We start from the raw sequence: 12,745 nt of genomic DNA, 5'->3' as shown, positions 1-12,745 counted from the left end.
GCGGAAAATTAATTAACTAAATTTAAAGCATTTTTTAATAGCATTCGCTATTCTCTCTCTATCTTCCTTAGTTAGATTAGATCCTGAAGGAAGGCATAAGCCTTGTTCAAATAGCATTTCGGCTATTCCGGCCCCATAGAATGGAACATTTTTAAATACTGGTTGTAAATGCATGGGTTTCCATAACGGACGGCTTTCAATGTTTTCAGACTCTAAACATGATCGTAAATCCTCACGTGTAAGCCCCCCAGCTTCAACAGGATCTATCGAAATCACACTCAACCAATTATTACAGAAATAATCTTCATTAGGCTCTAAATAAACATGTACTCCCGGAACTTCTTTAAAAATTTCCACGTAGAAATCATGCATGTCCCGCCTAAGCTGAACGTGCTTATCCAAAACTTCCATTTGTCCTCTCCCAATACCAGCACTAATATTACTTAAACGATAGTTGTAACCAATTTCACTATGCTGATAATGTGGGGCATTATCCCTTGCTTGTGTTGCCAGAAACACTGCTTTATTCTTAAACTCATCATTTCTGGTAACTAACGCACCACCTCCTGAGGTAGTAATAATTTTATTCCCATTAAAAGAAAGAATTCCGAAATCACCAAATGTACCGCACTTCTGCCCTTTATATGTGCTTCCTAAAGCTTCAGCACTATCCTCGATAACAGGAATATCATATTTCTTAGAAATTTTATTAATCTCTTTGATTTTGTATGGCATGCCATATAAATGCACTCCAATAATAGCTTTTGGCTTTTTACCTTTTTTGATCCTATCCTTTATTGCCTCTTCCAGATGAATTGGACAAAGGTTTAAAGTATCTTTTTCACTATCTACAAAAATTGGGACTGCCCCTAAATAGGCGATTGGATTAGCAGAAGCAGCAAATGTCATGGTTTGACACAATACCTCATCGCCGGGCTTAACTCCTAATATAATTAGAGCTAAGTGCAGTGCCGCAGTTCCGGAACTCAAAGCGGCTACTCCTCCTTTGTTGCTAGCGCCATAATCAGACTTTTCAATTCCGGTAAAAAGATAATCTTCGAGTGCTTTTTCGAAACCAATAACATTTGGCCCTAAAGGAGCAATCCAATTTCCATCAAATGCTTCCTTAACATAATTCCGTTCAGTTCCTCCCATATGGGGGGAAGAGAGCCATATCTTGCTCTTTTCCATATCTTATTCTATGTATTTTATAATTCTACCCGGATTGCCTACGACTACAGCATTATCAGGAATATCTTTAATGATTACAGCACCCGCACCTATTGTAACCCATTTGCCAATTGAAATGCCCTGAATTACGGATGCTCCTATTCCCACGTGGGTTCCCTCACCAATCTTAACACCCCCTGCCAATGATGAATTGGGGGAGATATGCACAAAATCTTCGAGAACACAATCATGTTCCACAATAGCTCCGGTATTAATAATGCAATGTTTTCCTATTTCTGCATTTGCATTTATGGAGGCATTAGGCATAATAACCGTGCCACAATCAATTATAGCGAAAGGGGACACTACTGCACTGTGGTGAAAAATAGCTTGATGGATCGCGCCTTTAAATAATTCTGAAACCCTTTTACGTATACTATTATTCCCTATTCCTAAAATTGTCTTAGAAGCTAACAGCTCTTCATCAACCTTATGTTTAACAGAATAGCCTAATATTTCATTTACAGATAAATCGTCATCTATAATGTTTTCTATTAGGATATTATTTGACTTTGCAATATCAATGATAACCTTTGAGTGCCCACTTGCTCCGTAAATGTTCATATTTAATTATTTCCATTAAAAGCCTCAGTAGTAGCCATGTTAGATGCATTTATACCTTCTGAAATTAGCACTTTCTTAATAGTTCTGAATATAATTTTTAAATCTAACAAGAGTGACAAATGCTCAACATACCATACATCATATTCAAATTTCTGTTTCCAGCTAATAGCATTCCTACCATTTACCTGAGCCCAACCGGTTATTCCGGGTTTTACCAAATGGCGTTTATCCTGGTCTTTATTATATAAAGAAAGGTATTCTGGAAGTAAAGGTCTTGGACCAATTAAACTCATATCCCCCATTAAAACATTCCACAACTGTGGAATTTCATCTACAGAAGTCTTTCTAACCAGAGCTCCAATTTTAGTTAACCGATGGGAATCGGGAAGAAGATTTCCGTTTTCATCCTTTTCATCAGTCATTGTTTTAAATTTTACAATTTTAAATAGACGGGCGTTTTTCCCAGGTCTGATTTGACGAAAAAAAGGATTTCCTTTATTTGCCAAAGCTAAAAGAATTGTAAAAACAAGTAATAACGGTGATAGAATTAATAATGCCGTAAACGAAACTATAAAATCTATAACCGGTTTAAATATTTCCCTATATACTTTCAAATCGTTTCGTTATATGTTACTTCTTCACAAGATCAGGAGTCAAATTCATTTATATGAATTTTCTAGAAAACCTTGTAAATGTTCGCGAAAATACAATTTTTTGAACTATTCAAGCTGCTTATCTCAATGTCTCTTTTCCAGCTCCCTATATTCCTCCAATAAAATTTTCCAAAATTCCTCTCTCTCATAGTTAGCAACTATTAATTTACGAGAATTACCTTTCATAATTTCCAGTAATTTACTATCCATTAACATATTATACATTGCTTCATATAGACTATTTTTATTTTTAACCGGTATGATTAATCCATTAAAATTATTAGTGATGATTTCATTGCATCCGTTAATATCGGTTACAATTGAAGGAAGATTCATGGCCCCTGCTTGCATTACGACATTTGGAAAACCCTCTCTGTAGCTGGGAAATGCAAGCGCATTAGAAATAGCGAAATAAGGTCTTACATCTGCCTGATATCCCACTGAAAATATTTCTGGATGTTGATCAATTAGCGAAAGTGTTTCCGGTTCAAGTGGATCAAGTTCATTTTCAAATGGACCTACCAGAAGTAAACTGAGGTTTGGTTCTTTTTCATTTAATTCATTAAATGCAGCAATTAATTCGTTGATACCCTTTTCAGAAACTAATCTACCAACATACACAAAAACGAAATTATTTGCATTTATACCTATAGACGATTTGAAATTCGATTTAAACGCTTCAGAATATAGTTGCGGATTAAAATATGAAGTGTCAATTCCGTTAGAACTTCCTCTTCCTAAAACTTTTAATTTGCTAATAGAGGCAAATTTCTCAGCAAGTATAATTTGCTCTAACCCCTTAGAGTTAGGATACACTTTGGTTGCCAGAGAATAAGTGATTGTTTCGACGGAATTTAAAATCCTCCTTTTGATACCTTTGGTTTCAAGTAAAGGCAAACCAGCTACAGTATGCAATCTAATAGGTACTCCGGCCAGTTTTGCTGCTAGCATTCCAATAATTCCGGCTTTTGGGGTATGAGTATGAACAATTAATGGAGTTTCTTTTTTTAGATATTTATAAAGTTTCCAAACTGCTTTAAGATCGACTAAAGGTGTAATTGCTCTTGTTAGTTCTACATGAAACGTAGCAACATTATTATCGATTCCATATTTTATAAGTCGATCCCTTTCAGCTGAAACAGCAACCACCTCATAATATTGATTCATAAAAGTTAGTTGTCCCTCTAATAGTTTTTCCAAGGACAATGGTATAGTAGTAATGCGAACTAGTTTGGACAAAATATTTTTCTTGCAAAAGTAAATAAATTTAAGCATCCCAAAAGTTTCAGAACTGGACTCTCAGCAATATTAACTTTAATTTATGTTGATTCTGGATATGTAGAGTTATTCTGTATTCTTGATGGCATCTATAACTTTTTGTGTATATCGTTCCCATGTGTAATTTCCTTCTAAGGCATGAATTAAATGCTGGTTTTCACTTAGTAATTCCCTAAATCCATTATTATTTATCAATTCCAATAGAGCAACTTTCAATTCTTCTTTAGACTCCCCTGTTATAAGCAAATCCTTTCGATCTTGAAAAGTTTCTCTTATCGATGGAATATCTGGTGCAATAACTGGTAAACCTGCAGATAAATATTCAAAAATTTTCAAGGGGTTCATATACGTATTGGCAAAATGGTGGACGGCTATATCAAAACAATTTAAATGTGAATTAACATATTCATGATTAACCCAACCGCGCAAGCTTACTCTGTTAGAAATGCCCAACTCATTAATATGATATGAAATTTTTGACATTGCAGGACCATCACCAATTATCACTAAAAAGAGTGTAGGGTAATTGGAGCATATTTCATTAAATGCATCTATCAATATTTCCAACTGTTTATGAAAATCCAATGTTCCTATGTAACCAAGAATAAAAGCATCATGGGGATAATTCCATTTTTCTCTTAGTTCGGTTTTATTTTTAATAGGATAGAATTTGGAAGGGTCTGTCCCATTATGAACTACTATATCTCTCTTTGTGTTTATAGCACCTTTCATAATTCGTCCTCGGGAAAAATCAGAAATAAAAATATTAACATCAGCAGTTTGATAGGACTTGATTTGCTCTTTCAAAAAATAGTTTTTAAAAGCGATATTTTTAAAAGGTTCATCGAAAGGGGATCCGTTAATCTGATTAACAATTTTTAATTCTGGAAATTGTTTTTTTAGCCGCTTTACTTGTAAAAAGTTAGAATCAATTTGAATTATAACCACATCAGGGTCTACATCCTTAATTCGATTAACCAAGGAGTTATAATTAAATTTGTTCCTTCTATAGAAAAATAACACCTGAAGTAATGGTATCCTCCGAAGTATATCACGAAAGCTGTATTTTCTATCGGTTTTATACTTTTTTGAGGACGGATGTTTAGGATGAATGAACTTTTTTGTTACGGCATTCATTTTGTCCAGCTGACTATAAAACTCGATAGATTGTATACTTCCACCATGATTGGCATAAAAAGAAGTGCTGTAATATAATATTTTCATAGTGTTGAATTTACAGCTAGTAAACGCTGTAGTTCTTTATCAAGTGTAACTTTTTTACAGGTAGAACTATAAACTTCTTTTTTAAATATTTCAAATTCCAGATCAGGATTATGAAGACCTTGTTTTTTAATATGTGCTTCATTCTTATCCATATCAACTAAATCATCTCTATAATTATCAATATAGCTACTTTTAAAAAAGGTAAAACCCGTTAGATAAATTTCCCTGCAGGGAGATTTTAAAGCTGATATGATTGCAGAAAATCCGACAGTTGGTATCCATCCTTCTAAATGTTCATTTATCTCGGAATAGGCTCTAGCTTTTAATATATAGGTTCTATAAAATTTTAAATGTCTTTTATAAAAATTCAAATGTGTAATTAAACCTTTAATACTATTATTGGGATTAATCACCTTTTTTATACCTAAGGCATTAAGATGGTCCCATTCTAACGGTCCGCCTCCACTAAATTCATTTTCATAGAAACTATGAAAAAGATGGGTACATTTCTCACCTGAGAATAATTTGTGAATTTTATAGTTAGTACAACCGGCCTTGTTAATTCTAATAACTATATCAAAATTATCAATATAATCACCTTTTTCTTCTTGCAGTATTGAACTTGCTGCTCCAATAATAGCCACGCGCTTGTTTCTAAATTGTTTCTTTGGATTAAACCTTCTTAAGGAAACCATCATTATGAACAATGCACTTATACTTCTAAACAATTTCATTAAAGGATTTTATGTATGGCAGGCCTTTTTTCAAAAGTAAGGTGTTATTGTAACCCAAAAAATCTATGCTATTCTGGATGGCTGCATCATGGTCATTAATACTATCACCAATTAAAACTACCGAGGAGTTATAATAGTGCTCTCTAGCCAAGATTTCACTTACAAGATCTGTTTTAGGCACCGGAGAGCCCTGAATGGATTTAAATAAATTAGTTATATCTAATGCATAACACAATTTCTTCAGTTCATTTTCATCCGACCCTGAAACGATATGCATTTCAAATTTTTCCTGATTATCAATTATAAAATTTAGTGAATCTGGTATTAAAAGCTTTTTATTAGGCAAAATTTCAAGCATGATTTCCGAAAACATATTTGAATATTTTTCAACATCATTAGAATTTACAGGGACTTTAATAATCTGTTCGAAAAAATATTTAAATTTAACATATCGCGACAACCCTCCATTCTTTAAATGAAAGTTAACAAGTTCCTGAACTTTTTTCTCCGGAAAAGAGCCAAGTACTGTTTTAAAGCCTTTAGTTCGAACCTCCATAGAGTCTAAAATTACTCCATCAAAATCCCATAGTATTACCGTCTTATTTTTAAAGTTTACCATAAAGAATCTCTGCCATTTTAAAATCACTCATATCATCTATATCTAAAGATGTTATTTTATCCATTGTCATTAAATATGGTTTAATACCAACCCTGTTGGATTTAAGGTATGCTTTACGATGAGCTACAAAAATGGCATTATTAATCTCAAATAATTCCATAAGATCTTGTGTTCTAGGCCATTCAAGATCGGTTCTATTATTTATTATTTTGTTTGATGCTGGATTCAGTAAAAAGTCACTATAATTTCGTCCTGTTATTAACGAGTCATATCCTTCCCTAAGTTTATTTTCAAAAATTGTTATCGCATTTTCATAGTGTAAAGTATTGCAGAAGGGGGAAGTAACATGAGTCCATAAAATATAGTCGGAACTAGTTAATGTGGGAACATAGGATATAAGATCGGTTAACAAGGTTTTGGATGATCCCAATTCAGTAGGCCTTTCAATTACCTTAAGAATTGGTATGGATGAGGTAAAATTCTGAGCTATACTTAGACATTCTTCATCGTTGGTCGAGACTATAATTTCATCTACACCTTTTATTGACTCCAATTGTTTTAGTTTAATATATAGTAAACCTCCTTTTATACCAGCAAAGATTCGGGTATTCTTTCGTTTTACTCTTTCGCTTCCTTTTCTTACAGGTATAAAAACAGATACAGACATTCTATAATAATTGGTAAATAGATTCAACCGGTACATCATACTCACTGGGGGTAATCATTTTTAAATTTCTCCCCATTTTGAGCTCTTTGTTAAAAAGAAGTTGATTTTCTTCAAAAAGTTCTCTTTGTAAACTATTAGCCCTTGCACCATAACCATCGTAACCGGTGATATAAACCTCTAAAGGGTTCATCATGTTAATCAATTTAAAAGCCATTTCTGTTGCAGATATTTCATTAGTTACACTCTCCAAAACTTGAGTACGTGAAATAAACTTATTAGGATACGATTTATTTATTAAGTTTAAATGAGGTATAATAAAAAATCTATTCTCTAATTGGCTATTAAAAATACTGTGCAATCGCCCAACCTCTCTTCCTGGCAAACAATGAAACTGCGGATTCGAAAAGTGCTGAAATATATTTACATTTCTAGAACTCACATAGACAACCCCCATGTCTTTATCTCCCTGGATGAATTGCTGCAGTACCTTTTTATGACTTTGTGTACTCCCTCCACCACCTACAAGAATTATTTTACTTATAGAAGGAACATCCACCTTGTTAATATAAGGTAATGGATTAAATACATCCAAATTTTGATTAGTTTTTGGAACTATATCATTTAATGAAAAGAACCGTTTTTTCACCTGAGAGTTTACATTATTTTGTGCTAATGAATGCGCCCCGGAAATCATATATGGAAGATTGCTTCCCCAATTATAGGTGTTATTCAATTTTATAAACAAATTACTAAGATGATGCAACTCATCGAAATTAATATTATATTCATATTTTTTATGTAGAATGGTTAATAACAGTTCCATTTTTAAATTACCAGCTCCCCTCCCCATGCCAAATACTGTTGCATCTACTATACTGGCTCCAGCAGAAATTGAAGCCAAGGTATTAGCGAAAGCCAATTCTAAGTTATTATGTCCATGAAATCCAAGAGGTATTATTAAATACTGCTGAAGCTTTATAAATAAAGTTTCTACTTCTTCGGGCAACATCCCTCCAAAAGAATCTACTACATAAAAATAATCGACCACCTCGTTTAGAATCTCAATATCTGCATCAATTTCAAATAAATTCTTCCAATTACTTGCATACATTAAATTGAAAGCAGTTTTAAATCCTAAATCCTTAATGGTCTTTGCCAAATGTACTGCTCTATTAAAGTTTTTGGGATCAACTGCTATACGCACTAAATCAATAATTCCAACGCATGGTTGAAGTAAATTTGCTACATCCCTAGATGAAATTTCTTTTTCATTTAGAATAATAGCTAATTTTTTAGAGGATTTTCCTCTACATTCCTTTAATAAGAATTCGGGCAAATAATAATAAGCTCCAGCATATTTTTTTGAGGGTAAGGAACGATAACCAATTTCTATATAATCAATAGGCAAATTATTAAGGGTTGCAAAATATGTATCAACAATTTCCTGTTTAAAATCCCAATTCGTATAGTACCCACCATCCCTAAGAGTACAATCCAAAATCATTAATCTATTTTGATCCTTATCTTTCATTTAAAGTCTATTAATATGCTTTTTCATGCCAAAATTACCCTTAAAAAAATCAGTTATTGCATGAGACTGAATTAAAAACATGTTTCTACCATAATGTGTTCCATATTTGAAGCCTAAAAGCATTTTCCCAAAACTTTTGATTAAAAGAATTACAAAAGGTATATAATAATGATGTTTATAAAAAATATCAAGTAAATTTCTTGTGCTGTAATATTCTCGTTGTAACTGATCGGATTTACCAAAAGAATTTCCCCTCCATCTATATTCTTTATTGCTAAGATTATTTTCCTCTCTTACCTTAAGCCAAGGTGCAGTCGTGATCATTAACTTAAAAGAAGATTTTTTTATGTTCAAACAAAAGTCAAACTCTTCGAAACCAAAAAAAAGATCAGAATTAGGAAAAATTTTATTTTTAATAACTTCGGTATTCACAATCATACTATGTCCTCCCGGTATAGAATCAACTTCTAAATATTCCCCTTGTTTCAATTCAAAATTTGAAAGTGATTTAATCCGACCCGAAAAACTATTAAATTTCCCACCCTTTTCCCCTAAGAGACCGAGCTTTATCCCTTGAGAAGTTAGCTTCTCCATTGCACCCATTAAATTTGCAAAAACTGTTGTATCTCTAGGTGGATTATCATCGTCTCCCCAATATATCCATTCGAATCCGAGGTTGGTTAAATGCTTTAACGCTAAGTAAGCTGCTCCTGCCGGGCCACTATTATATCCTACTCTTAAGTACTCTATACCGATTAAATTTTCTTTCTGTAAACGTTCCTGTGTAGTGTAATTGTTACTATTATCTACTATTAAAACTACTGCTGGAGGAAAACTTTGAGATTGAATTTTTTTAATTGTCTCAACAAGAACATCGGGTCGTTCAAATGTCATTACAAAAGCAGCAAATCTAGTTTTTAACATACATTATAGTCTAATGCGCATCTTAAAAAATTGATACATTAATTTAATGAACTGATTCTTAATTCGCTGTTTTAAAGTAAAAAAATGAATTCTTTTAGTTTTAAAAAACACTCCTTTTCCTTTATTATCTTCAAAGTAATATTGTGTCTTACTCCCCCCTCGTAAGTAATAAAAACCAAATTTTAACGCATCTATTCTTGGTTTTAACTGAAGATCTTGTGAAAGTAAGTCCTCTAGGTCTTCCTTCTTAGTGGGAATATAGGCCACGTTTGCATAGAAATAAAAACTTTTACCTAATAAAATTACAGGTATATTTCTATAATTGGCCTCCAAGCCAGTGGTCGATCCAAAACTGATAACCTTATCTGCAGTATCCATTAATGCATATGTATCTATTTTGCTTTCTGGAGGAACTACATAAATATTTGGATACAGTTGATGCAATTCTTTTATTTGTTCAACAAATTTATGAGTAACCCCAGATAAATTGGGATGCATCCTAATTATAAGATTATATCCCTGTAATTTCGAGCCCACCAAATGAACCAAATAATCTAGACCTTCATTCTGATTTTTAAAAAATGGGTTCTGAAATTCTTCACCCATTGCTGCAAACTCATCATCTGAACTATTAAAAAGCACTAGGTTTTTTTTATTACCTAAAATATACGGTGGCAAGCTTCCCTTTTCCATATTGGAGGTGTACGATTGGAAAATTATACTTTCCCCCTTTCCCTGTCTATCATAAAAACTCGATCCAATTATTTCTTTCTCCTTTACACTTAAGCGGCTCTCACTCCAACAATCTTGAACAAGTTTCCATTTTGTTGATATATTATGAGGTAAAACATTTTTATAAGTCTCAATAAAACCTCCCATTCTCGCCCGCTCTACATTATAACAATCAATATTTGCTTTTAAGGAGGCATTTAAAACAGCTCTAACATATTCTTGCCTAGCGTTAAAGTTATAGACTACATCAATTTCATTACTTTTAAAAAAACGATATAAACCCAAGTATAAACTTAAAGCGTTAATGGCCAGTTCTTTAACAAAGGATGCGTCAGCATTAAATAAATCTCGGTCACGAGTTATAGAAATATAGGTGGATAACGTAGATGCCCCAACTTCAAACTCGTCATAAACATCATTAAAACTTACCCTACTTTTATCTCTGTAAAAGTTAATGGCTGTATTTTTGTCTTCATTCGTAACTATATCATTAATACTTAGATCTGTAAATTCTCCATTAACCAATCTTAAAGTATTTTTAGCGCCAGTTTTACACCTATAACAGATATCAGGTTTTTTATCAGGATTAAAGTAACAAACATCAAACGAATTGTAACAACTTAAGTAATAAATAGTTGCATTAGAATATTTGTTAATGCTGTCTTGCAAAACATCGGGCATTATTCCGCGAGAATAACTATCAATATTATATATGGACGCTATAAATATCTTCATGAAAATTGTTTAATGGAATTACAAGTTTTGAATACTCACCATTTTTCTGAATTTGGATGAGCATTGCAATAATTCTTCGAATGAACCAATTGCACTAATCACCCCCTTATCCATTAATATTATTCGATCGGCATTTTTTATAGTTGCTAGTCTATGCGCTATTATAATTATAGTGTACTCACCTTTAAGTTTATAAATATTATTTCGTATTATAGCTTCGGTTTCAGTATCTAAAGCGGAGGTTGCTTCATCCAACAGTAAAAAATCTACTTCTTTAAATAACTCCCTTGCTATAGAAAGCCTTTGCTTTTGCCCGCCGCTAATATTAATACCATTACTACCTAACAAGGTGTCCTCCTTATTAGGCAAGTTCAAAATAAAATCATCGATAGCAGATTTTTTAATTGCATACAAGAATCGCTTATAATTCTCAGGGGTTTTTGGTGCCCAAAAACTTATATTATTATATATTGTATCATTAAAAATTGTGGCATCCTGCACTATATACCCAATACGCTTTTTAAAACTTTGAGCTTCAAACTCATGAATAGGAATGTTGTCTACGTAATACATCCCGGAAGTAGGAAGGAGTAACCCGGAAAGAACATTGAGCATTGTAGATTTACCTGCCCCACTTTCCCCAACTATAGCAAGAGTTTCATTTTTATGAACTGTAAAACTTATATGACTTAAAATATTCTTTTTTGAAGTAAAGCTAAATGTTACATCCTTAAACACTAATTTTTCCTTAAACGTATCAAATATAATTTTACCGTTTTTTTCTTTTCCCCTTTCCAATTCTTTGGTAAAATCACGCATATTTTCCAAGCTTCCCGAAACACCCAGAAAACTATTCCATTGTTCCTGCATGGTCATAAAGAATGTAATAGCCCTATATAGTAATAGCAAACTCAACATTACATTTGCTAAACTTTCATCAAAAAACTGAATATTTAAAAATACTGCTAAAAATACGATTACTATACTCAATGGCTCCCGTAATGCTCCTAATAAAGCATCCACTAATCCTACTTTTTTCTGTATGCCTTCCATATCATGAATACTACTTTTCAGTTTTTCTCCATATACGGCATTTAATCCTGTGGCTTTTAAATATTTAAATAGATATACTTTTTGAACCAATAAATTTTGAAAGAAATGGGTTTTTAAGGTGAACATCCTAGAAAAGTAAACTGTTCGTTTATAGAGATATTTAAAGATGAAGTTTACAGCTACACCTCCAAAGACTGTTAATAATGTAAATTTCCAGTCTACTCCTAAGGCAAATATAATATAGGTAAGAACTAGGACTCCTAATTGAAAAGATTTAAAATAATGAATGTAAGCTGAGTTTAGCCTATTTATCTCTCCGCTAAGAGTATTTTGAATTCTACCTGCGTCTGACTTAAGGAATTTCTGAAAATCATAACTATTTAGTAAATCTATATTTGCAAGACGTACTTTTCTCATAAAAACTTGCTGAAATACCACTCTTAAATAAGACTCGAAGAATTTAGCTATTCCTTTAAAACAAAAGAATATAAATATCAGCATAAATACATTTAATAAATTAGGGGTAATGTTAAAAGTATCTAATACCAATTCACTGATAAAATTTTCCTTACCACTTAATGATGCACCCATTGGGGAACCAGTTATCATTCTTATTAAAGGTATAAACAATGCTAAACCAACTCCATCCAGAATACCAACTAATACGCTACTGATCAATGCTATGAAAATCCTATAACCTAAATAGTTATGGAAGTATGTAAAGAAGTGAAAGTATTTTTTCAAAAAATCTTTATAATTCATACAAGTTTTATAGAATTACCCAAAACTACTAATATTATT

At 32.4% G+C, this 12,745-nt stretch carries 12 protein-coding genes; all 12 read right to left on the bottom strand.

Annotated features, from left to right (window positions below):
• Window positions 1-12: 12 nt before the first annotated feature.
• Entirely contained in the window at window positions 13-1,191 is a 1,179-nt protein-coding gene (locus L1I30_RS13470) for a DegT/DnrJ/EryC1/StrS family aminotransferase (protein ID WP_236134823.1), read from the bottom strand.
• A gap of 3 nt (window positions 1,192-1,194) precedes the next feature.
• A complete protein-coding gene (locus L1I30_RS13465; RefSeq protein ID WP_236134822.1) occupies window positions 1,195-1,794 on the bottom strand; it encodes an acetyltransferase in 600 nt (199 codons plus the stop codon).
• A gap of 2 nt (window positions 1,795-1,796) precedes the next feature.
• Entirely contained in the window at window positions 1,797-2,408 is a 612-nt protein-coding gene (locus L1I30_RS13460; RefSeq protein ID WP_262911066.1) for a sugar transferase, read from the bottom strand.
• 123 nt (window positions 2,409-2,531) lie between these two features.
• The gene (locus L1I30_RS13455; protein WP_373314953.1) at window positions 2,532-3,722 is read right to left on the bottom strand and encodes a glycosyltransferase family 4 protein; all 1,191 of its coding nucleotides are present in this window, start codon (window positions 3,720-3,722) and stop codon (window positions 2,532-2,534) included.
• Window positions 3,723-3,791: 69 nt separating this feature from the next.
• Window positions 3,792-4,949 (bottom strand): glycosyltransferase family 4 protein, encoded by a 1,158-nt coding sequence (locus L1I30_RS13450; protein ID WP_236134820.1) that lies wholly within the window; start codon window positions 4,947-4,949, stop codon window positions 3,792-3,794.
• Window positions 4,946-5,683: a glycosyltransferase family 29 protein gene (locus L1I30_RS13445; RefSeq protein ID WP_236134819.1), complete on the bottom strand. Its 738-nt coding sequence runs from the start codon at window positions 5,681-5,683 to the stop codon at window positions 4,946-4,948. Before L1I30_RS13445 ends, L1I30_RS13450 begins: the two co-directional genes overlap by 4 nt.
• Complete coding sequence (locus L1I30_RS13440) at window positions 5,670-6,302, bottom strand: HAD family hydrolase (RefSeq protein WP_236134818.1); 633 nt, start codon at window positions 6,300-6,302, stop codon at window positions 5,670-5,672. Before L1I30_RS13440 ends, L1I30_RS13445 begins: the two co-directional genes overlap by 14 nt.
• Window positions 6,289-6,969 (bottom strand): acylneuraminate cytidylyltransferase family protein, encoded by a 681-nt coding sequence (locus L1I30_RS13435; protein ID WP_236134817.1) that lies wholly within the window; start codon window positions 6,967-6,969, stop codon window positions 6,289-6,291. The genes L1I30_RS13440 and L1I30_RS13435 overlap by 14 nt, the downstream gene beginning before the upstream one ends.
• 1 nt (window position 6,970) lies before the next feature.
• A complete protein-coding gene (locus tag L1I30_RS13430) occupies window positions 6,971-8,500 on the bottom strand; it encodes an aldolase catalytic domain-containing protein (RefSeq protein ID WP_236134816.1) in 1,530 nt (509 codons plus the stop codon).
• The gene (locus tag L1I30_RS13425) at window positions 8,501-9,424 is read right to left on the bottom strand and encodes a glycosyltransferase (RefSeq protein ID WP_236134815.1); all 924 of its coding nucleotides are present in this window, start codon (window positions 9,422-9,424) and stop codon (window positions 8,501-8,503) included.
• 3 nt (window positions 9,425-9,427) lie between these two features.
• Window positions 9,428-10,891, bottom strand: coding sequence for a capsular polysaccharide export protein, LipB/KpsS family (locus L1I30_RS13420; protein ID WP_236134814.1), 1,464 nt, complete (start codon window positions 10,889-10,891; stop codon window positions 9,428-9,430).
• Window positions 10,892-10,909: 18 nt separating this feature from the next.
• Window positions 10,910-12,706, bottom strand: coding sequence for an ABC transporter ATP-binding protein (locus tag L1I30_RS13415; RefSeq protein WP_236134813.1), 1,797 nt, complete (start codon window positions 12,704-12,706; stop codon window positions 10,910-10,912).
• Window positions 12,707-12,745: the final 39 nt, after the last annotated feature.

It is taken from the genome of Gillisia lutea, from assembly GCF_021568705.1.
Taxonomy (GTDB): Bacteria; Bacteroidota; Bacteroidia; order Flavobacteriales; family Flavobacteriaceae; genus Gillisia; species Gillisia lutea.
Note: the sequence above shows the minus strand (reverse complement) of the source record. Positions and strands in the feature narration are given on the sequence as shown.

What these genes read in the sequence shown, in the direction of transcription:
- L1I30_RS13445 (WP_236134819.1), bottom strand. Translation starts at nt 5,683, where the DNA reads ATGAAATTGTTTAGAAGTATAAGTGCATTGTTCATAATGATGGTTTCC.
- L1I30_RS13420 (WP_236134814.1), bottom strand. Translation starts at nt 10,891, where the DNA reads ATGAAGATATTTATAGCGTCCATATATAATATTGATAGTTATTCTCGC.
- L1I30_RS13440 (WP_236134818.1), bottom strand. Translation starts at nt 6,302, where the DNA reads ATGGTAAACTTTAAAAATAAGACGGTAATACTATGGGATTTTGATGGA.
- L1I30_RS13435 (WP_236134817.1), bottom strand. Translation starts at nt 6,969, where the DNA reads ATGTCTGTATCTGTTTTTATACCTGTAAGAAAAGGAAGCGAAAGAGTA.
- L1I30_RS13470 (WP_236134823.1), bottom strand. Translation starts at nt 1,191, where the DNA reads ATGGAAAAGAGCAAGATATGGCTCTCTTCCCCCCATATGGGAGGAACT.
- L1I30_RS13430 (WP_236134816.1), bottom strand. Translation starts at nt 8,500, where the DNA reads ATGAAAGATAAGGATCAAAATAGATTAATGATTTTGGATTGTACTCTT.
- L1I30_RS13415 (WP_236134813.1), bottom strand. Translation starts at nt 12,706, where the DNA reads ATGAATTATAAAGATTTTTTGAAAAAATACTTTCACTTCTTTACATAC.
- L1I30_RS13455 (WP_373314953.1), bottom strand. Translation starts at nt 3,722, where the DNA reads ATGCTTAAATTTATTTACTTTTGCAAGAAAAATATTTTGTCCAAACTA.
- L1I30_RS13465 (WP_236134822.1), bottom strand. Translation starts at nt 1,794, where the DNA reads ATGAACATTTACGGAGCAAGTGGGCACTCAAAGGTTATCATTGATATT.
- L1I30_RS13450 (WP_236134820.1), bottom strand. Translation starts at nt 4,949, where the DNA reads ATGAAAATATTATATTACAGCACTTCTTTTTATGCCAATCATGGTGGA.
- L1I30_RS13425 (WP_236134815.1), bottom strand. Translation starts at nt 9,424, where the DNA reads ATGTTAAAAACTAGATTTGCTGCTTTTGTAATGACATTTGAACGACCC.